The sequence below is a fragment of the Flagellimonas halotolerans genome, from assembly GCF_035818535.1.
Classification (GTDB): Bacteria; Bacteroidota; Bacteroidia; order Flavobacteriales; family Flavobacteriaceae; genus Flagellimonas; species Flagellimonas halotolerans.
Genome location: NZ_JAYKYV010000011.1, coordinates 42,605 through 60,531, shown reverse-complemented (window position 1 = coordinate 60,531; position 17,927 = coordinate 42,605). Strand labels below are relative to the sequence as shown.

The 17,927-nt window shown below is 41.7% G+C and carries 17 protein-coding genes; 4 read left to right on the top strand and 13 right to left on the bottom strand.

Annotated elements, in window-relative coordinates; translation table 11 throughout:
- Positions 1-138: 138 nt before the first annotated feature.
- From VM932_RS12675 to gcvP, 5 genes are all read right to left on the bottom strand, one after another.
- Positions 139-576, bottom strand: coding sequence for a hypothetical protein (locus VM932_RS12675; protein WP_326279130.1), 438 nt, complete (start codon positions 574-576; stop codon positions 139-141).
- A 146-nt stretch (positions 577-722) separates the two neighbouring features.
- A complete protein-coding gene (locus VM932_RS12670) occupies positions 723-1,568 on the bottom strand; it encodes a glycosyltransferase family 2 protein (protein WP_326279129.1) in 846 nt (281 codons plus the stop codon).
- A gap of 192 nt (positions 1,569-1,760) precedes the next feature.
- Positions 1,761-2,285: a class I SAM-dependent methyltransferase gene (locus tag VM932_RS12665; protein ID WP_326279128.1), complete on the bottom strand. Its 525-nt coding sequence runs from the start codon at positions 2,283-2,285 to the stop codon at positions 1,761-1,763.
- 106 nt (positions 2,286-2,391) lie between these two features.
- Positions 2,392-3,450: a 3-oxoacyl-ACP synthase III family protein gene (locus tag VM932_RS12660; protein ID WP_326279127.1), complete on the bottom strand. Its 1,059-nt coding sequence runs from the start codon at positions 3,448-3,450 to the stop codon at positions 2,392-2,394.
- Positions 3,451-3,618: 168 nt separating this feature from the next.
- The gene (gene gcvP / locus VM932_RS12655) at positions 3,619-6,471 is read right to left on the bottom strand and encodes an aminomethyl-transferring glycine dehydrogenase (protein ID WP_326279167.1); all 2,853 of its coding nucleotides are present in this window, start codon (positions 6,469-6,471) and stop codon (positions 3,619-3,621) included.
- Positions 6,472-6,596: 125 nt separating this feature from the next.
- On the opposite strand from gcvP, the gene VM932_RS12650 reads away from it, so the two are divergent.
- Positions 6,597-7,421, top strand: coding sequence for a UbiA prenyltransferase family protein (locus VM932_RS12650; RefSeq protein WP_326279126.1), 825 nt, complete (start codon positions 6,597-6,599; stop codon positions 7,419-7,421).
- Here the strand turns inward: VM932_RS12650 and VM932_RS12645 are convergent.
- The 8 genes from VM932_RS12645 to VM932_RS12610 form a co-directional block, all read right to left on the bottom strand.
- Positions 7,418-7,648 carry a hypothetical protein gene (locus VM932_RS12645; protein ID WP_326279125.1) on the bottom strand — a complete coding sequence of 77 codons (231 nt, stop codon included), beginning with the start codon at positions 7,646-7,648 and terminating at the stop codon, positions 7,418-7,420. The genes VM932_RS12650 and VM932_RS12645 overlap by 4 nt on opposite strands.
- A 2-nt stretch (positions 7,649-7,650) precedes the next feature.
- Complete coding sequence (locus tag VM932_RS12640; protein WP_326279124.1) at positions 7,651-8,205, bottom strand: sigma-70 family RNA polymerase sigma factor; 555 nt, start codon at positions 8,203-8,205, stop codon at positions 7,651-7,653.
- Positions 8,206-8,429: 224 nt separating this feature from the next.
- A complete protein-coding gene (locus VM932_RS12635) occupies positions 8,430-8,828 on the bottom strand; it encodes a response regulator (protein WP_326279123.1) in 399 nt (132 codons plus the stop codon).
- 12 nt (positions 8,829-8,840) lie between these two features.
- Positions 8,841-10,700 (bottom strand): sensor histidine kinase, encoded by a 1,860-nt coding sequence (locus VM932_RS12630; protein WP_326279122.1) that lies wholly within the window; start codon positions 10,698-10,700, stop codon positions 8,841-8,843.
- A 153-nt stretch (positions 10,701-10,853) separates the two neighbouring features.
- On the bottom strand, positions 10,854-12,875 hold the full coding sequence (locus tag VM932_RS12625) for a M3 family metallopeptidase (RefSeq protein ID WP_326279121.1): 2,022 nt from the start codon (positions 12,873-12,875) through the stop codon (positions 10,854-10,856).
- Positions 12,876-12,880: 5 nt separating this feature from the next.
- A complete protein-coding gene (locus VM932_RS12620; RefSeq protein WP_326279120.1) occupies positions 12,881-13,273 on the bottom strand; it encodes a hypothetical protein in 393 nt (130 codons plus the stop codon).
- A gap of 16 nt (positions 13,274-13,289) precedes the next feature.
- Positions 13,290-13,784, bottom strand: coding sequence for a 5-(carboxyamino)imidazole ribonucleotide mutase (gene purE, locus VM932_RS12615; RefSeq protein ID WP_326279119.1), 495 nt, complete (start codon positions 13,782-13,784; stop codon positions 13,290-13,292).
- Between the two features lie 3 nt (positions 13,785-13,787).
- Positions 13,788-14,942 (bottom strand): 5-(carboxyamino)imidazole ribonucleotide synthase, encoded by a 1,155-nt coding sequence (locus VM932_RS12610; protein WP_326279118.1) that lies wholly within the window; start codon positions 14,940-14,942, stop codon positions 13,788-13,790.
- Between the two features lie 117 nt (positions 14,943-15,059).
- Here VM932_RS12610 and VM932_RS12605 point away from each other — a divergent pair, with 117 nt between their 5' ends.
- From VM932_RS12605 to VM932_RS12595, 3 genes are all read left to right on the top strand, one after another.
- The gene (locus VM932_RS12605) at positions 15,060-16,166 is read left to right on the top strand and encodes an adenylate kinase (RefSeq protein ID WP_326279166.1); all 1,107 of its coding nucleotides are present in this window, start codon (positions 15,060-15,062) and stop codon (positions 16,164-16,166) included.
- Between the two features lie 34 nt (positions 16,167-16,200).
- The gene (obgE, locus tag VM932_RS12600) at positions 16,201-17,202 is read left to right on the top strand and encodes a GTPase ObgE (RefSeq protein WP_293168818.1); all 1,002 of its coding nucleotides are present in this window, start codon (positions 16,201-16,203) and stop codon (positions 17,200-17,202) included.
- Between the two features lie 65 nt (positions 17,203-17,267).
- Positions 17,268-17,792 carry a DUF4136 domain-containing protein gene (locus VM932_RS12595; RefSeq protein WP_326279117.1) on the top strand — a complete coding sequence of 175 codons (525 nt, stop codon included), beginning with the start codon at positions 17,268-17,270 and terminating at the stop codon, positions 17,790-17,792.
- The last annotated feature ends 135 nt before the right edge of the window (positions 17,793-17,927 follow it).

The window sequence follows — 17,927 nt, the reverse complement described above, 5'->3', positions numbered from 1 at the left end:
ATTTTTAACCGTAACAGGGTTCCCATCAAAATCGCGGAGGAAAAAATCTGAACCATTTTCCAGTTCGGAAACATCTTCGTCAAGTTCAACTTTGGAACATGTAATACGCCCCTTTTGCCACTTGGTATCTGTTTTGGTCTACCAAGCGCAAAATGATGTTCGGTCAATCACGGGTTCTTCCATCAATTTTTCAATCTCTACGGACAAATCATCCACATTATAGAAAATATCCCACACGGGTTTAGGTTCAAATTTTTTAAACATCCACCATTTATGTTTTTTTCTTTCGAGTTCTTCCTCTTTCCTAAGGATTTCTTTATGGGCGTCTTCAAAACGGTCGATAAGGTCACAATCGTAATAGAAGCCAACAATGCAGGTTCCCTGTTCACCAAAAACGATCCCCATGTGCATATTGAATTCTAGGAAGAAAGAAAAATTCTCCCCCTTGGGGTTGTCGTGATTTTTTTTGTATCTGCTATTTCCTATCATTTGGTTGAGTATAAGAATGGCTTCCAAAGCCGTATAAGCTTTGCATATTCTTTTTAAGTCAACTGGGTTGGGGATAGAAGGATACATACGCTATAGTATTGTTTGGTTTATAAATGGATTTACTTTATGCAAATTCTTTTGCGCCAACAAAATACTAGTTTCACCTATAGCAAAGCCTTGTTGATTGACGAAGGCCCGTTTTCAATTGATGGATGAAGGTGTACAGTTAGTTTTTATGAAAATTTAGACCAAATGCCCTTCCAACGATAGCTCCTGATGAATTTTCCCTCTTGCTTGGAAACATACCGAGGTTGTTTTTGGAAGAATGCTTTGAAGTACCCAAAAACTGCTTGGAAGTACAAACCTGGGTTTTTGGTCTGCCAAGCCATTTTTAAAGCGGCTATTTTGGTGAGAACAATCCCGTAACGCATTTTATACATGGCCACGCCTTTGGTTTGATGATTTTTGGAACTGTAACCATGTCCGGTAGGGCGGAGGTGTTTTACCTTTAGTTCGGGTAGGGTTAAGGTATCAAAGTCGTGGTATTTTGCCAAAAGGGTATCCACGGTGTCCCAGCCTACATCAGGGCGTAATCTGCCAATTTTGTTGAAACAGGCTTTGCGATATAATTTTATGGGGCCTCGAATATGGTTTTTGTCCGCAATGTTTTCATACACCCAATCACCCGCTTTTTTGATGTATAAAAGCCCTGAGCACATGCCCAGTTTCCAATTGGCCTTAAATTGATTGACTATAAGCTCAAAGTAGTTGTTTGGCAGGATGATATCGGCATCAAACTTTCCGATGAAGTCGTATTCCAAGGTGTGTTCCAAACCAAAATTAAAGGTGTCAATTACTTTTTTTCCGGGAACATGCTTATCAGTTGAGTTGCGTTGCAAAACTTTGATCCAGTTGTATTTTTGCGCATAGCTTTGGGCAATTTTAAAAGTATCGTCCGAAGAATTGTCGTCCACCACAATAATTTCATTGGGCAAATAGGTTTGAGCCACAAAAGAATCCAGGCAATCTTTTAAAAAAGCAGCCTCATTGTGCGCGGGAATAACGATACTGATTCGCATTTGCTAAAATTCCAAAAATATGGTCACTTATCCCAAAGAAGTTTGGTCTAGTTTTAGATGTCTGATGTCCGAAGCACGATGGACGAAGTCTTGTGTCTTGATTCTTTGCTCTTCTTTCTTTTCTCTTTGTTTTTGCACTTGATGCTTGAACTTGTACTTTATTTACCTTTTGGCCCTTTACCCTTTATCTTTCTATCGCACACGTTCAGCATAAACAATGTAATATCGGTTTGTGAAATACCGGAGTATGGGCCGCACCCCAATTTTTTTGGTCGGGTTCGTCCATTTGGCGGAGTCTTTTATGGTCCAACCCGCTTTATCCAAAAGCCAATCAAATTGCCAATCTTCAAATTCGTGATAATGACGGTCCCAAGGGTCGGTCTTGCTTCGGTATGCCGGTGAAAACCATAATCGCATGGGAATGCTCGCTACCAATTTTTCGGCTTTTATCGCTTTCAAAACATTAAAGGGGGCCACCAAATGCTCAAATATTTCAAAAGCGGTCACCACATCAGCATCTGATTGTGCAACGTTTTGAAAATCTATATCCAAATCTTCACCCGAGGTGTTTTCTACATTATATCCATTGGATTTCATTATTTCAGCAAAGGGATTCTCTACCCCAAGATCCAAAATAGATTCAGAAATATCGATATGCTTTTGCAGAAACGCCAAGGTGTGCTTGTAGCGTTTGTTGGGAAAGTTGTTTTCGTACATGCGCTAAAATTCCAAAAAACAAATCATATATCCCAAATTAGTTTTTATGTTATTGGGTTTGATACTTGAGTTTGAACTTGATACTGGAACATGTTTTCCAAACATTTCAACATCTGTAAACAATAGCGTTGATGTTCATTCCTGCACCAACACTCGCAAATATAACAACATCTCCTTTTTTCACTTCATGTTCGGGCAGTTTGCCTTTAAGTACCATATCGTAAAGGGTAGGGACGGTGGCTACGGAACTATTGCCCAAATCTTGAATACTCATGGGCATTACATTTTCGGGAACCGTTTTCCCATAGATTTTATAAAATCTTTTGATGATGGCCTGATCCATTTTTTCATTGGCTTGATGAATGAAGACTTTTTTGACATCATCTATGCTAACCCTACTATCGTCTAAACAAGAAGCCATCGCATTGGGTACGTTGATACAGGCAAACTCATATATTTTACGTCCTTGCATTTTTATGTACCGGGTATCCTTGCACGCTTCGGAGCTGTTGGATTTATCAAAATATAGATAATAGGCCTCTTCGTTGGCGTAAGTTGCCGAGGCATGGGACAATATTTCACCGTTTGACGAATTGGCCTCTAAAATGGCAGCTCCGGCGCCATCGGAGAAAATCATACTATCACGGTCGTGTTGATCCACTACTCTGGAAAGGGTTTCCCCGCCGATTACCAAACATTTTTTGGCCATACCACTTTTGATGAATGCGGTAGCCTGAATCATACCCTCAATCCATCCTGGGCAACCAAAAATTAGGTCGTAGGCCACACATTTAGGATTTTTGATACGCAACAAACGCTTCACACGGGTTGCTAGACTGGGTAAAGTGTCCCCTTGGATTTTTCCAGGAGTGAGGTCACCAAAATTGTGGGCAAATATGATGTAATCAAGTTCTTCTTTATCAATCCCAGCATTGCCAATGGCTTCTTCAGCCGCCAAAAAACCGATGTCCGAAGTTTTTAAATCGGGTTTGGCATACCTTCGGTTGGCGATGCCTGTTATGGCCTTAAACTTTTCAATGATTACATTGTTCTGTTGTTCAAATGGAGATCCATCGGTCTCCATAAACTTATGATGCAAAAAATCTTCGTTTTTGGTTACAATGGATGGAATATAGCTTCCGGTACCTGTAATGCCAATTTTCATCTTATCTGGAGGTTTTAATCATAACAAGTTAAGATATATAGTCAACAATGCTATGCATGCATAATAAATAGTACAATGTTCAAAAGATACCTTATATATTGCAGGATATGAAAAAAGCCTTGGTCTTATTTTGGAACCAAGGCTTTTTTCTAATGTTTATAATGGTTTTCAGGCTTCTATGTAATCTTCTATAGGCGCACAAGTGCACATCAAATTACGATCCCCAAATGCTTCATCAGTTCTTCTAATGCTGGGCCAAAACTTATTTTCGGCCACATAAGGCAATGGAAAGGCGGCTTTTTCCCTACTGTACGGATGGCCCCAGGCATCACTTGTTAACATACCCAAGGTATGCGGAGCATTTTTCAAAACATTATCCGTTTCGTCGGCAGAAGCTTCATCAATCTCTGTTCTGATGGATAGCAAGGCATCACAAAAACGGTCCAACTCTGCACGACTTTCACTTTCGGTGGGCTCTATCATCATTGTGCCAGCAACGGGAAAAGAAACGGTTGGTGCATGGAATCCGTAATCAATAAGACGTTTGGCAATATCGGTCACTTCAATTCCATTGGCTTTAAAAGGTCTGCAGTCAATGATCATTTCGTGGGCCGCACGTCCACGCTCGCCGGTATAAAGTACATCAAACTTATCTTTTAAGCGACCTTTAATGTAATTGGCATTAAGGATTGCCGCTTCGGTGGCTTTGGTAAGTCCTCCAGTCCCTAACATTTTAATGTATCCGTAAGAAATCAAGCAAACCAACGAACTTCCCCATGGTGCAGCGGAAATAGCGGTTATTGCGTTTTCACCCCCCGTTTCAATAACAGGGTTTGTTGGCAAGAATGGTTTTAAATGCTCGGCAACACAAATGGGCCCTACTCCAGGGCCACCACCACCATGAGGGATGGCAAAGGTCTTGTGTAGATTCAGGTGACAAACATCGGCTCCGATCGTTGCAGGATTGGTCAATCCTACTTGGGCATTCATGTTGGCACCATCCATATACACCTGCCCACCGTTATTGTGGATAAGTTTTGTGATTTGTTTTATGGATGATTCAAATACACCGTGGGTGGAAGGGTAGGTGACCATCAATGCAGCAAGGTTCTCTGCATGTTTCTCTGCCTTTTCCTCCAAATCAACAATGTCGATATTACCTTTTTCATCGGTTTTGGTCACTACCACTTTCATGCCGGCCATTACTGCCGAAGCAGGGTTGGTTCCGTGTGCCGAAGCAGGAATTAGACAAATGTTCCGGTGCCCTTCTCCCTGTGATTCGTGATAGGCACGGATGACCATCAAACCAGCGTATTCCCCCTGGGCACCCGAGTTGGGCTGAAGGGAAGTGGCCGAAAACCCGGTAATTATATTTAATTGTTCTTCAAGCGATTTTAGCACCTCTTGGTAGCCTAGCGCTTGGTTTACGGGTACAAAAGGGTGTATGTTACCCCATTCTGGCCAGCTTAAAGGCAGCATTTCCGAAGCAGCGTTCAGCTTCATAGTGCAACTTCCCAAAGAGATCATGGAGTGGTTCAATGCCAAATCCTTCCGTTCCAATTTTTTGATATATCGCATCAACTCCGTTTCAGAATGGTAGGAGTTGAATACTTCGTGCTCCATAAACGGAGCTTGCCTTTGCAAATGGGCAGGAATGATCTCTTCCAATTCAATGTTTGCCGAGGTTTTTTCCTTTAGTTCTTGAGATTCCAAGAAACAAGATACCAATACATTTACATCCGTATCGGAAACAGCTTCGTTCAAAGAAACGGAAACCGTTGCATCATCAATATAATAAAGGTTGATGCTTTTGCTCTCTGCTATTTCCCTAAGTCGCTCTGTGTTTTTAACTTTTACTTGAATGGTATCAAAATAAGCGGTGTTCAATTGCTCAAACCCATAATTTTCCAAGGTATTGGCCAATTTTTTGGTTTGATGATGAACTTTTCCGGCAATATATTTTAAGCCTTCCGGACCGTGATAAACCGCATACATTCCGGCCATAACTGCCAAAAGTACTTGTGCGGTACAGATATTGGAAGTTGCTTTATCCCTTTTTATGTGTTGTTCCCTAGTTTGAAGTGCCATTCGTAGGGCTGGGTTGCCATCGGTATCTTTAGTGATTCCGATAATTCTTCCGGGAATATTTCTTTTATAAGCTTCTTTGGTGGCAAAAAAAGCGGCATGTGGGCCGCCATAACCTAATGGAATCCCAAAACGTTGGGTGGTTCCCACTACGGCATCCACGCCCCATTCACCAGGAGGGGTAAGCATTACCAAACTCAAAATATCGGCTGCAACCGCCACCTTTATTTCGTTTGCCTTGGCTTTTTTCACAAAGGAGGCATAATCGTTTACTTGACCATGTTTCCCCGGGTATTGCAGCAAGGTACCATAGTATTCATCTGAAAAATCAAAACCTTCATGATTTCCTACAACCAATTCTATGCCTAAGGGTATGGCTCGTGTTTCCAGTAAGCTCAAGGTTTGTGGCAGTATTTCTTCAGAAACGAAAAACTTTACGGCACCGTCCTTTTTTTGTTGTCGACTGCGAAGCTCGAACAACATGCTCATGGCTTCAGCGGCAGCGGTACTTTCATCCAAAAGCGAAGCATTGGCGATTTCCATGCCAGTAAGGTCGGCAACCATCGTCTGGAAATTCAAAAGTGCTTCTAACCTACCTTGGGCAATCTCGGCTTGGTAGGGTGTGTAGGCCGTGTACCATCCGGGATTTTCCAGAATATTCCTTTTGATGACCGATGGTGTCAGGGTCTCGTGGTACCCTAAGCCGATATAGGTTTTAAAAACCTTGTTTTTCTTGGCCAGTTCGTTTAGGTGGCTCAGGAACTCGTGTTCGCTGATACCCTTCGGAAGATCCAATGGTTTCTTTAATTTGATGTCATCGGGAATGGTCTCGTAAATGAGCTGTTCCATGCTTTCCACCCCAATGGTTTTGAGCATGTGGGGCAAGTCTCTTTCTGTGATGCCAATGTGTCTGGCGGCAAAAACCTCTGTGTTCATGTTCAATCCAATAAAGTGCACAAAATTAGGGATTAATTCGATGAAAATGGTCAATTTTGAAAGACTCTGAACCAAAGTTGTTAACTACAAGTTAACCTTTGGTAAAAGAGATTGGATTTTAACTCATGCGAACCCTAAAAGCTATTTTTGATTTTTACTTGGATGCTAGCATCCATGTGGCTGTTGCTGTTATTTCCATGGCTGGTGTTACCTTTCACCTTTTGGGGAGTTCGTCGGGTCTCAATCTTTTGGGCTTTATTTTTTTTAGTGTGATTGTTTGCTACAATTTCATCAAATATGGGGTAGAGGCCTACAAATATTTGATTGTGTCCAATGCCTATCATAAAATCATTCAGGTTTTTAGCTTTATTTCTTTTGTGTTCGCTATCTATTTTTTGATCCAATTGGATAAGGAAATTTGGGTGGCGACCATAGTTTTGGGCGTGTTATCCGCTTTATATGCAGTTCCGTTATTGCCGCGGGCCAAAAACCTAAGGAATTTGGCGGGACTTAAAATTTATATTGTGGCCTTTGTTTGGGCAGGCTTTACGGTTTTGTTGCCTGTTTTGGATGCGAAAATGACCTTGGACTGGGACTTTGTGGTAACCTTTATTCAAAGAATGTTCTTGGTTTTGGTCTTGATACTGCCGTTTGAAATTAGGGATATGCAATGGGATCATAGAAGTCTCCGAACTTTGCCGCAGGTCTTGGGCACTAAAAACACAAAGCGATTGGGAATGGGATTGACCCTAACTTTTTTTCTGTTGACTTTTTTGAAGGATGAGGTACATCAACTGGAGGTTGTGTTGCGTTTAGTATTGTCTGTTTTGCTTATCCTTGTACTTGTATCGGACAAACAGATAAAATCCAAATACTTTGTAATGTTTTGGGTAGAGGCCATCCCCATTTTTTGGTTCTGTTTATTTTGGGCAACAGAAAATTACTTTTAGCGTTTTTCTTCGAGTTCTTTTTTCATTTGCTTTTTTTCGTCTTCCGATAGCATGGTAAGTCCGGCTCGGTCGCATAGCGAGGTCAGTTTTCCGTTCTTTTTGGAGTATCCTCTGCAAACTTTACAGTATAAAAGGTGTAAGCGCAGTTTTATGATATCCCATAAAGTCGCTTCCTTATACTGGGATTTATCACAGATGCATGATGCTTCTTTACATGAAATCTTCATACCTAAAACCAATTTTCATTTAAACAACCCATGAGCGCCGTTCGTGCCCTATGGACCATCACCCAAAGGTTGGACGGGTTTATATCAAGTTCATTACAAACATCTTCAGTGCTCATTCCTTGAATGGTCTTTAATTTAAAGACCAATGCCTGTTTTTGGGGCAATTTTGAAATGCAGTCCTGAATGGCAGCGCCCAACTCCTCATTTTCAAGTTTATTGCCGCCATCACGGCTGTAAGGGTCGGCCACATGCTGCTCTAGCCAATCCCCTTCCCCATCTGAATCGGAGCTATAGTTGATACGCACCTCTGCTTTCCCTTTTTTTGAATTTATTTTTCGGTAATGGTCAATGACCTTTCTTTTTAAAATGGACACCAGCCAAGTGCGTTCGGCGGCATCACCTTTATAGTTTTTGGCCGAGTTGAGGCCCGCAAAAAAGGTTTCCTGTACCAAATCCTTTGCAATTTCAGCATCGCTTACACGAGAAACTGCATAGTTGAACAGGTAATCGGCATATTGATTTACCCAATTGTCCGGTTGAAGTTTGTGCTTGGCCATATTCTTATCGAATTACCAAATGTAATGGTTTTTGGGTATATATTTAATATGGTCTAAAAATGGATTGGACGCATAAAACGCAATAGCCTGACAAAGCGCAAAGGTTCAGTCCAGATAGTTCAATTCTTACGCAAAAAAGGTTCTCATAGAATGGGAGTTTTGATCTATATCATTTTAATGCTTAAAAGGCAAGTTGATAAAACTGTTGAACACATATTCCTGTATTATGATATTTCCGACAGGATTTCCCTGATATGTTTTGAGTCTAAAGGTTTTATCAAATAATCGGATATTTCTTCAATTCTGTCCGCCTTTTTGATATCCTTGGGGTCCATCGAAGAGGAAACCATATATACTTTGATGCTTTTGTTCAATTTAGGGCGCAGTTCGATAAACTCTTCCATAAATTGGAACCCATCCAATACGGGCATGTTAATATCCAAAAAGATGATGTCTGGTAATTCATCATCGTTATTCTGGTGCATTACTATATATTCCAGCGCTTCTGCACCATCGGAAAAGGTGCGGGTAGAACGCACTGCTGGAATGTTTTTAAGTGTTACTCCGATTGTAAATTGATAGATGTCATCATCATCGACCACAAAGACATTAACTGGTTTCATAATCATCATCAGTTATAAATTTATAAAAAAAGAAGTGCCTTTGCCTTCTTCGCTCTTGGCCCAAATTTTTCCGCCCATGGCATCAACCTGGGCCTTTGTTATAAATAACCCAACACCTTTGGCGTCATCGTTTCTATGAAAAACTTTGCTGAACCCGAAGAGTTTGTGCCCGTTCTTTTTAAGATTGATTCCCAAACCATTGTCCTTAAATTCCAGCTGTACCTTTCCATCGTTTATCCTCGATTTGACAAAAATTTCGGGAGCCCTGTCTTTCGCCTTGTATTTTAAGGAATTGCTGATCAGATTAATGAAAATACTTTCCAAATAGATTTTATTGTACATCACGGTGGGAGCTTCGGAAAAATCAGAGGTAATGACTGCATTGGTCTTTAAAATCTCGGCCGCGAGCATCTCTTTTGTTCTTTCCAATGTTTTGTCGAAATAGCTTTTTTCTAAAGATTGTTGAGCACTTTTTTTAATGAGCAAGGATTCCACAAGGGTGTCCAAGGTCCATGTAAGATGTTTTGTAACTGACTCAATTTTACCGATGATCATTTCCTTGGTTTTGGAATTGTTTTCTGTTTTGTAAATATCCAATAGGGCATTGAGATTGCTTACCGGGGATCTCAAATTGTGCGATGTGATTTGGTTGAACTCTTCCAATTGGCGATTTTGGGCCTTGAGTCGCTTGGCCGATTCCTTTAAACTTTTGTTGGTCTCCATAATTCGATGCGCTGCCTGTTTTTGAACCGTAATATCCCTGACGGCAATCGATACCAGAAGGCCTTCGGAGGTTTCCAGGGGGCTTAGGGTAACTTGGACGGGTATTTGGAAACCTGATTTGTTTTGTACAAAAAAATCAAGGTCCGCAGGAAGCCCGGTATGTTTTGGGGCTTTAAAAAATGTCTCAGCATAATATTCCATAGTGTCCCAAAGTCGTTTTGGGACGAGAACGGTCACATGTTCGTCTATAAGTTCCGATGATTTATAGCCAAACATTTTCTCTGCCTGCTTATTGATCAATTGGATGATACCTTTTCGATCAACAATGACCATGGTATCCGGTGCGGAATCCAATAAACCTCTAAACTTGATTTCGGACATTCGGTGTTCGGTAATATCCTGTGTGGTTCCGATCATTTTTACCACATCGCCATGTTGATTCATGATGAGCTCCCCAATCAACTCAACTGTATGGACACTACCATCTTCGTGAATTATGCGGTGCATAAATTTTCGAAACCGTTTCTCGTCGATAAACTCTTGGGCATTCTCACGAAAAGTTTTTCGGTCATCGGGATGTATCGCTTCGACAACGCGTTCAAAATGGATGGGAGTGCCCACTTCCAGGCCAAATATGCGATATAGGTTGTCCGACCAAATAATATTGTCGGCCAAAATATCCCATTCCCAATAGCCAATTTGGGATAATTGTTCGGCAAGATTGAGTTGTTGGATTTTTTTGGTAAGCTCAACTTGTGTCTGTTTCCTTTCGGTAATGTCTTGGAGGAAACCGAATAATTTTACACAAACCCCATTTTCCATTTTTGGATTCCCCACATTACGAACACACTTAATGTTGCCTTTCGCTGTGACAACCTCCATGTCCAAATCATAAGGTTTGCCTTTTGAGATGGCATTTTGCATGGCATCACGTGCCATATCCCTGTAGTGTCCTTCATTAAAAAAGGAAGCAAGATTGTCCAAAGATGGCTCAAAATCATCAGGAACTTCGGTGATTTCGCGGGTAACATCGCTCCAATAGATTTCGTTGGTAGCTATGTTAAGTTCATAGATGCCTACTTTGGCTAGTTTGATGGTTTCCGTAAACAAACTATCTGGTCCAAAATCCTCAATGTCCCAATTTTTCATATACTTCGGGGTTGGTTGTAACACAACAAGCCTTCATTATTTATTATGGGAACTCTCAAGCTTTATGGGTCAGGTAATACAATTTACTCAAAAAGATAGTGAATTTCCACCACTTTTCTTGTTGCGGTTCCAAATTGGTATAAAAAACCCTTGTTATTTAGTTACCAGTCCTGCCCGCCTCAACAAGGCGTCAATATTAGGTTCTGCTCCCCTAAAACGCTTATATAGTTCCATCGGGTTTTCCGTGCCACCTTTGGATAGGACATGTTCTTTGAATTTGTCGGCAACCATTCTACTGAAAATCCCATTTTCCTTGAAAAAGGCAAAGGCATCTGCATCCAATACCTCGGCCCATTTATAACTATAGTAGCCAGAAGAATAGCCACCTTGGAAAATGTGAGCGAAAGATGTGCTCATGCAGGTTTCCGGTGTTTCTGGGAACAAGTTGGTGCTTTCAAAGGCTTGCGTTTCGTAAGCTTTTACATCTTTGATGCTTGATGGGTCCTTACCATGCCAAGCCATATCCAACAGTCCAAAGCTTAACTGGCGAACCGTTGCCATACCCTCTTGAAAGGTGGCGGACTCCTTTATTTTTTCTACCAACCCCATCGGAATCAATTCGCCTGTTTCGTAATGATGCGCAAAAAGTTCCAAGGCTTCTTTTTCGTAGCACCAATTTTCCATTACTTGGCTGGGTAGTTCCACAAAGTCCCAGTATACGGAAGTTCCGGATAGGCTAGGGTAGGTGGTATTGGCCAACATGCCGTGCAGGGCATGCCCAAATTCATGAAAAAGCGTTGTCACTTCGTTGAAGGTGAGCAAGGATGGTTTGGAACTTGTAGGTTTGGTGAAATTGCAGACATTGGAAATATGCGGCCTACTATTTTTTCCGCCCAAGGTATATTGTGGTTTGTAAGAGGTCATCCATGCACCACCACGTTTTCCGGGTCTGGGGTGGAAGTCGGCATAAAACAAGGAGATGAATTTGTCGTTTTCGTAAACCTCAAAGGTTTTTACATCTTCGTGGTATTTGTCCACATTGTCCACTTCTTTGAACGTAAGCCCGAAAAGTTTTTCCGCAACTTGGAACACCCCGTTGATTACATTTTCCAGCTTAAAGTAGGGTTTCAGCTTTTCATCGTCCAAATTGAACAGTTTTTGCTTCAATTTTTCGGAATAATAGGCACTGTCCCATTTTTCCAAACGGTCAATGTTGTCCAGTTCCTTGGCAAAAGCTTCCAGTTCGGCAAATTCCCTTTCGGCGGCTGGTTTGGATTTCTCTAAAAGTTCGTTCAAAAAAGCCATCACTTTTTCTGGGGTCTCGGCCATACGTTCTTCTAGCACAAAATGTGCATGGGTTTTATAGCCTAATAAATTTGCCCTTTCGTGACGAAGATTTGCAATGCGCTTTACGTTTTCTTGGTTGTCCAATTCATCATTATGAAATCCTTTGCTGCCAAAGGCCATGGACAGTTCCTTGCGCAACTCCCGGTTCTTGGCGTATTTCATAAACGGGATATAGCTAGGGTAGTCCAAGGTAATCAACCAGCCCTGCTTTTCTTTGGATTCAGCTAGTTGGGCCGCTGCTTCTTTGGTGCCATCGGGAAGCCCTTCCACATCTTTTTCATCTGTAAGCAACATTTCATATTTGTTAGTCTCGGCCAACACATTCTCGCCAAATGTGAGTTTTAATTTGGAGAGTTCTGTATCTATTTCTCGAAGGCGTTTTTTGTTCTCTTCCTTAAGATTGGCACCATTTCTACTAAAATTCTTGTATTTCTTTTCCAGAAGCGTTTGTTGCTCTTGGGTGAGGTCCAACGAATCTCGTTGCTCGTAAACAGTTTTGATACGCTCAAAAAGCCCTTCATTTAGAGTGATGTCATTGCTGAACTCTGACAAAAGGGGAGATACTTCCTGAGCTATTTCCTGAATTTCCTCGTTGGTTTCCGCAGCATTCAAATTGAAAAAGATACTGGAAATACGGTCCAATTGCTGACCTGAAAAATCCAAGGCTTCCAAAGTATTTTCAAAAGTGGGCGGCTTTGGATTATTCACAATAGTGTCGATTTCCTTTTTGGTATCCTCGATGGCCTGAAGAAAAGCGGGTTTAAAATGTTCGTTCTTTATTTTTGAAAAAGGAGCCTTGTCAAAAACTTCAAATAATGGATTGTTCATATGTGTTACTTCTGTTCTTTGTTTTTAAAATGGGTTACTGCCCAATCACTCACTAAATAGGCAAAACCGATAATGGAGGAAAATGCAGCCATGGTTAAGGCGGCATAGCTTTTTTCTTTGGCGCTACTGGTCATTTTATTCATGGCGCCAATGGCTTGATCAGAATACTCGTTCAGGTCCACGAAGCCATTTCCGTTGACATCATATTTGCTGACATAATCTGAAATGAATTGCCAACGTATTTCAACATAAATTAAAAGAGCTGCATATAGGACGAAAACCAAAAGACCACTTTTCCAAATACCTCTTATATAGGGATTGTTCACTTTTTTTAGGGTTATGCCCAGAAAAGCAATAGCACAAATCCCCAATAATATGCCAATTTGATTATAGTTCATAATCAACCAAGGTTTGCTACTGGAATGTTTTCTTTACCTCTTCGGCACCTTTGATTACTTTTTCCTTAAGTCCCTCTTTATAGGAAATAATGTTGTCCATAATATCACTATTGGAGCTTCCGATAATCTGTGCCGCAAGAATTCCGGCATTTTTTGCTCCGTTTAAAGCTACGGTGGCCACGGGAACCCCACCGGGCATTTGTAAAATGGACAGGACGGAATCCCAACCATCAATGGAATTGCTACTTTTTACCGGAACTCCGATAACAGGAAGGGGCGATAACGATGCTACCATTCCCGGTAAATGTGCTGCTCCACCGGCCCCGGCAATAATTACGGAATAGCCATTGGTGTGGGCACTTTTACTAAAGCTGAAGAGTTTTTCTGGGGTCCTGTGGGCGGACACAATGTCCACATCCACGGCAACACCCAATTCCTTCAATATATCGATGGCGTCTTGCATAACGGGAAGGTCACTTGTGCTTCCCATAATTACAGCTACTTTGCTCATATCTTATTTGCTTATCACTTTAATCGTTTCTTTTACCTGTTGGGCTACTTCCCGAGCTCTGGCCATATTCTCGTCCACAATGGTTACATGACCCATTTTACGAAATGGACGGGTTTGTTTTTTACCATAAATGTGCGGTGTAACCCCATCCATCCCCAATATTTCTTCGATGTTCTCGTAAACCACATCACCAGTATGGCCTTCGGCTCCTACCAAATTAACCATAATTCCGGCCACTTTGCTGTCCGTTTTCCCAAGTGGCAACCCTAAAATGGCACGGATATGTTGCTCAAACTGGTTGGTGTATGCTGCTTCAATACTGTAATGTCCGCTATTGTGTGGTCTTGGGGCGGATTCGTTCACCAGAATTTGGTCATCCTTGGTCTGAAACATTTCCACGGCCAACAATCCCACGTGTTTTATATGCTCCGAAACTTTTAAGGCAACTTCTTGGGCCTTTTTGGCCACGGCATCATCAATTCGTGCAGGGCAGATTACGTATTCCACTTGATTGGCCTCTGGGTGAAACTCCATCTCCACCACCGGATAGGTTTTTACCTCACCTTTGGTGTTTCTGGCTACCACTACGGCCAATTCATTTTTAAAATCGATCATTTTTTCGGCAATGCATTCCACATTGGGCAGGTCCTTAAGATCCTCCATCTTGCGGACCACCTTTACACCCTGTCCGTCGTACCCAAATTGGGCACTCTTCCAAACAAAAGGAAGTGAAAGCCCTCCGTTGCTAATGCTGTCTTCAATTTCAGAGGTATAGGCAAACCGTGTAAAAGGAGCTGTTGGGATACCGTGATCGGTATAAAACAATTTCTGGACCGCTTTATTTTGAATGGTCCTCAAGGTTTTTGTTGGTGGATAGACTTTGATTCCCTCGTGTTCCAACTTTTCAAGGGCGTCCACATTTACGTTTTCAATCTCTATGGTGAGGACATTCACATCCTTCCCAAAATTGTAGACGGTATTAAAATCCATCAAACTACCTTGAACAAACTCGTTGCAGGCTATTTTGCAAGGAGCTTCGGCCGAAGCATCCATCACCTTGGTTTGTATGTCCCATTTTCGGGTTTCGTAGAGCATCATTTTGCCCAATTGTCCACCACCTAAAACCCCTAATTTAAAGTCGGAAGAGAAAAATTGCATTGATTTGTAAATTGAATGTCAGCAAAAATACATGAAATCCACGAGGCTATAAAAGATGTGAGGGCTTAGCAGCTTTAAAAATATTATCTTTGCCAACCTGACCATAACTTGAGAACATTGATTAAGCTCCACGATAAGTTTTTTAAGCCCTATATAAAAGAAGAGGAAATCCTTGCGGCCATAGCTAAAATGGCCAAGGAAATTGCCGCCGATTACAAGGATGAAACACCCTTGTTCGTAGGGGTGCTCAATGGGGCCTTTATGTTTGTGGCAGATTTTCTTAAAGCTTACCAGTATCCCTGCGAGGTTTCTTTTGTAAGGTTGAGTTCTTATCAGGGTTTAACGTCAACAGGTATTGTAGAGACCCTTTTGGATGTTCCTGATGAAATTGAAGGAAAGAGCGTCATTATTTTGGAAGATGTTGTGGATACAGGCCGAACCTTGAAAGAGTTGGTCCATCTATTCTCCAATACCAATGTGAAAGAGTTTAAAATCGGCACACTATTTTATAAGTCGGATGTATACAATGGTGAATATGCCATAGATTATGTGGGTCTGGAGATCCCCGACCATTTTATTGTGGGGTATGGGCTGGATTATAACGAGCTGGGCCGAAATCTAAGAGAAGTTTACCAATTAAATCAAACAGATATGATCAACCTAGTGCTTTTTGGAAAGCCAGGAGCAGGAAAAGGTACCCAAGCAGGGTTCCTAAAGGAAAAGTATAATTTGAAACATATTTCTACTGGAGATGTGTTCCGTTACAACATTAAAAACGGAACCGAGCTTGGAAATTTGGCCAAATCTTATATTGATAAAGGTGATTTGGTGCCAGATGAAGTAACCATAGATATGCTAAAAGACGAAGTGGAGAAAAGTCCAGAGGCGGCAGGTTTTATTTTTGATGGATTTCCGCGAACCGCTGCCCAGGCAGAAGCATTGGACAATTTCTTGGAATCCAAGGACATGAAAATAAATGCAACCATCGCCCTTGAGGCTGAGGATGATGTTTTGGTAGCCCGCTTGTTGGAGCGCGGCAAAAGTAGCGGCCGTTCCGATGATCAGGACGAGAGCAAGATCCGTAACCGTTTTGATGAATACAATGAGAAAACGGCTCCCTTAAAAGCATATTACGAAAAGCAGGGTAAATTCCACTCTGTAAACGGGATTGGGGATATCGATGAGATTACCGAGCGTTTGAGCAAAGTGATCGACTCCTTGTAATTGATTCCTAACAAAGACTTTTTTATATTAAAATATGACCGAAGGAAATTTTGTCGATTATGTAAAGGTGCACATTTCTTCCGGAAACGGAGGTAAGGGGTCTGCGCATTTACGTCGCGAAAAGTATGTGGCCAAAGGAGGTCCCGATGGTGGTGATGGTGGTCGCGGAGGTCATGTTATAGTCAAAGGGAACAAAAACCTGTGGACGCTGGTCCATTTCAAGTTTAAAAAGCATTTTAAAGCAGGCCACGGCGAGCACGGAAGCAAAAGCCGTAGCACTGGGGCCGATGGCGAGGATGTTTATTTGGAAGTGCCTTTGGGCACCGTGGTAAGGGATACCGAGACCAACGAGATACTTTTTGAGATTACCGAGGACGGCGAAGAAAAAATTGTACTGGAAGGCGGTATGGGCGGTTTGGGGAACTGGCATTTTAAAAGTGCCACCAATCAGACCCCGAGGTATGCCCAGCCCGGCATTAAGGGGCAAGAGGGACATCTTACCTTGGAGCTTAAGGTTTTGGCCGATGTTGGTCTTGTAGGCTTTCCCAATGCGGGAAAATCCACCCTACTCTCCGTAATGACTTCGGCAAAGCCTAAAATTGCCAATTACGAGTTTACTACCTTAAAACCCAACTTGGGCATTGTGGAATATCGAGACTTTCAAAGTTTTGTAATGGCCGATATTCCAGGGATTATTGAAGGTGCTGCCGAAGGCAAGGGACTGGGACATTACTTCTTGCGACATATTGAACGTAATGCTACGCTATTGTTTTTAATTCCGGCGGATAGCAAGGACATCAGTCAGGAGTACAACATACTTTTGGATGAGCTTAGAAGGTACAATCCGGAATTGTTGGACAAGGAAAGATTGGTGGCCATTTCCAAATGCGATATGCTGGACCAGGAACTTATTGATGAAATGGATGAGGACATGAAAGAGGATTTTAAGGATGTTCCATATATGTTCATATCATCAGTAAGCGGATTGGGAATACAACAGCTTAAGGATAGACTTTGGAAGCTATTGAACGAATAAAGTATTTTCTTCTGCCTTTACAATCATTATATTGATTAAATTTAGGAGAACCCAAAAGTCTCATCATGCGGTATTTGCTTTCCATAATATTGGTTTCGGTACTAATGTCCTGTGGTTCCGTTAAGGTGAATTATGACTACGATAGGGCGGTAGATTTTTCAAATTACTCCACATACAATTATTATTCTGACATGGAATCTGGGCTGAGCCAATTGGATGAAAAACGGCTACTACGTGCTATGGATTCAACCTTAAAAACAAGGGGTTACCGATTGGCCGAGGAACCAGAACTCTTGATCAACATTATGAGCGATGAATACAGGAGTGCTCCAAATAATAATGTAGGTGTAGGAATTGGTGGCTGTAGCAGAAATGTAGGTGGGGGTATATCCGTTGGATTGCCCTTGGGCAGTTTCAACATGCAGCGCAGCATTCAGTTTGATTTGGTAGACGCGCAAAGGGATGCCCTTGTTTGGCAGGCTGTGGCCGAGAGCGGATTCCGGGAAAATGCTTCTCCTAGTGTTAGGGAAGACAAACTTAGGAAGCTAGTGAAAAAAGTGTTTTCCAAATTCCCTCCAAAAATAAAATAAGACTCATAATCAGGTTGTTGCGTTGTTTCTATGCGCAAATAAATTGGATTTGCCGTTCGGTGCATCAAAATTACCACTTGTCATACATCAATTCAACAGATGAGAACTTTCAATTACTTTAGCTTCAGAAATAAA

Bases quoted from the DNA above. Each gene is read 5' to 3' on its own strand.
- gcvP (WP_326279167.1), bottom strand. From the start codon at position 6,471: ATGAACACAGAGGTTTTTGCCGCCAGACACATTGGCATCACAGAAAGA.
- VM932_RS12620 (WP_326279120.1), bottom strand. From the start codon at position 13,273: ATGAACTATAATCAAATTGGCATATTATTGGGGATTTGTGCTATTGCT.
- VM932_RS12675 (WP_326279130.1), bottom strand. From the start codon at position 576: ATGTATCCTTCTATCCCCAACCCAGTTGACTTAAAAAGAATATGCAAA.
- VM932_RS12665 (WP_326279128.1), bottom strand. From the start codon at position 2,285: ATGTACGAAAACAACTTTCCCAACAAACGCTACAAGCACACCTTGGCG.
- VM932_RS12670 (WP_326279129.1), bottom strand. From the start codon at position 1,568: ATGCGAATCAGTATCGTTATTCCCGCGCACAATGAGGCTGCTTTTTTA.
- obgE (WP_293168818.1), top strand. From the start codon at position 16,201: ATGACCGAAGGAAATTTTGTCGATTATGTAAAGGTGCACATTTCTTCC.
- VM932_RS12625 (WP_326279121.1), bottom strand. From the start codon at position 12,875: ATGAACAATCCATTATTTGAAGTTTTTGACAAGGCTCCTTTTTCAAAA.
- VM932_RS12645 (WP_326279125.1), bottom strand. From the start codon at position 7,648: ATGAAGATTTCATGTAAAGAAGCATCATGCATCTGTGATAAATCCCAG.
- VM932_RS12610 (WP_326279118.1), bottom strand. From the start codon at position 14,942: ATGCAATTTTTCTCTTCCGACTTTAAATTAGGGGTTTTAGGTGGTGGA.
- VM932_RS12660 (WP_326279127.1), bottom strand. From the start codon at position 3,450: ATGAAAATTGGCATTACAGGTACCGGAAGCTATATTCCATCCATTGTA.
- VM932_RS12630 (WP_326279122.1), bottom strand. From the start codon at position 10,700: ATGAAAAATTGGGACATTGAGGATTTTGGACCAGATAGTTTGTTTACG.
- VM932_RS12595 (WP_326279117.1), top strand. From the start codon at position 17,268: ATGCGGTATTTGCTTTCCATAATATTGGTTTCGGTACTAATGTCCTGT.
- VM932_RS12650 (WP_326279126.1), top strand. From the start codon at position 6,597: ATGCGAACCCTAAAAGCTATTTTTGATTTTTACTTGGATGCTAGCATC.
- VM932_RS12640 (WP_326279124.1), bottom strand. From the start codon at position 8,205: ATGGCCAAGCACAAACTTCAACCGGACAATTGGGTAAATCAATATGCC.
- VM932_RS12635 (WP_326279123.1), bottom strand. From the start codon at position 8,828: ATGAAACCAGTTAATGTCTTTGTGGTCGATGATGATGACATCTATCAA.
- purE (WP_326279119.1), bottom strand. From the start codon at position 13,784: ATGAGCAAAGTAGCTGTAATTATGGGAAGCACAAGTGACCTTCCCGTT.